2 protein-coding genes are annotated in these 1,775 nt (G+C 64.2%); both read right to left on the bottom strand.

Features of this window, described 5'->3' with window-relative positions; all coding sequences use genetic code 11:
• Positions 1 to 899, bottom strand: an 899-nt coding sequence (locus EOL86_14490; protein NCD26780.1) for an ABC transporter permease subunit, incomplete at its 3' end; no start/stop codon positions are given.
• A gap of 4 nt (positions 900 to 903) precedes the next feature.
• Positions 904 to 1,731 (bottom strand): phosphate ABC transporter substrate-binding protein, encoded by an 828-nt coding sequence (locus EOL86_14485; protein NCD26779.1) that lies wholly within the window; start codon positions 1,729 to 1,731, stop codon positions 904 to 906.
• Positions 1,732 to 1,775: the final 44 nt, after the last annotated feature.

The raw sequence follows: 1,775 nt of genomic DNA, 5'->3' as shown, positions 1-1,775 counted from the left end.
CGGTTCCCCAACGGTTTGCCCGCCTTGCCGCCGACCCTTATGACCATCTGCGCGGCCAGGCTCACGCCAAACAGGATCAATCCGCAGGCAAACAGGGAATGAAAGGCCGGGGAACTGTCGTCCGTGGCCACGACCAGGGCGATATGCGCGGTCAGGGCACGCACGGAATCAAAAAGGGAATCGGGAAATTGCGGCGCGTTTCCGGCCAGCATGAGGGGGATGAGGGTGTCGCTCAGGGCGCGGCAATAGCCCATGACCGCCGCCGTGCGCAGGGCCGGGGCGCAGTTCGGCAAGACCACCAGGAGCAGGGACTGGACCGGCGACAGGCCAAGGCTGGCGCTGGTCAGGCGGGTTCGTGTCTCGGCTTCGCGCAGGGCTTCCAGCGCGAAAAGAACGATGGTCGGCAGCACGAGCAGGGCCAGGGTCAGGATTGCGGCCAGCAGCGAAGGGCCCCGGCTGCCCAGCCCCTTGGCCAGGAGGGGCACAAGCAGGAACACGGACACAAACCCGTAGACCACGGTGGGAATGGCCGTCATGAACGTCACCACGGTCAGGACCACGCGCCGTAGCCCCCGGCCCCATGGCCCACAGACAAAGAGACAGACGCCGATCCCCAGCGGATAGGCCAGGACAAAGGCCGAGACGCTCAAGGCCAGAGACCCGGCGATCATGGCCAGAATTCCAAATTGCCCCTCGTGCGGCCGCCACGTCACGGACAAAATATCCGTCCACTGTCCCTGGGTGAACAGCGGCAGACTCAGCACAACCAGAAAAGCAAAAATGGCGGCCAGGGTGCCCAGGGAGACGAAACCGGCCCCCCGGGACAGCCATCCGGCCGCACGATCCGCGAAAAGCTGCCGACGCAGAACGGACCGCCGACAGGACACAGCTTGGCCCATTTCCTTACTTGAGCGGAATGTATCCGGCCTTGGCAATGATGTCCGTGCACTCCGGCCCGGTGACATAGTCGACAAAGAGCTTGGTCAGGCCCTGGGGGGCGCCCTTGGTGTTCATGTAGAGCTTGCGGGCGACCGGATAGGTTCCGGACTTGGCGTTGCCCTGGGAGGGCTCCACGCCGTCCAACAGGGGTGCCTTGACCTCGGCGTCCACGAATCCGATGCTCATGTAGCCGATGCCCTGGGCGTCCTGGGCCACGGCCACCTTCATGGCGCCGTTGGAGGCGACCACATTGGCCTTGTCGGCGATGGCCCCCTTCTTGAGCAGCTTGCCCCAAAACACCTCGCGCGTGCCGCTGGCTTCGTCACGGGTATAGAGGGTGATGGCCGCGTCCGTGCCGCCAACGTCCTTCCAGTTGGTGATTTTGCCCGCGAAAATATCTTGCACCTGGGCGCTGGTCAGGTCGGCCACGCCGTTGGTCGGATTGACGACGACGGTCACGCCATCCACGGCAAAGGGGAAGGACTCCAGACCGTATTTGGCGACTTCGGCCTCGGACAGGGCGCGACCGGTGTTGCCGATGTCCACCAAGCCCTCGCCGGCCTTCTGCACGCCCACGCCGGTGCCGCCGCCCTCGACGGTGATGCGGATGTCGGAGTTCGCGGTCATGATCCGCCTGGCCGCCTCGGTCATGACCGGGATATGGGCGGTGCCGCCGGCAATGTCGATTTTGCCTTTCTGGCCGGCGAACTGATCGAGCATACCGGCAAACGCCCCGCCGCACAGCACGAAAAGAGCCGCCACAACAACACTCTGACACAGAATACGTTTCATAGAACCTCCAAATACGCTTTTTTTGCCCGCCATGGGCGCAATCC

It is taken from the genome of Deltaproteobacteria bacterium (assembly GCA_009930495.1).
In the GTDB taxonomy this organism is placed as follows: domain Bacteria; phylum Desulfobacterota; class Desulfovibrionia; order Desulfovibrionales; family Desulfomicrobiaceae; genus Desulfomicrobium.
Note: the sequence above shows the minus strand (reverse complement) of the source record. Positions and strands in the feature narration are given on the sequence as shown.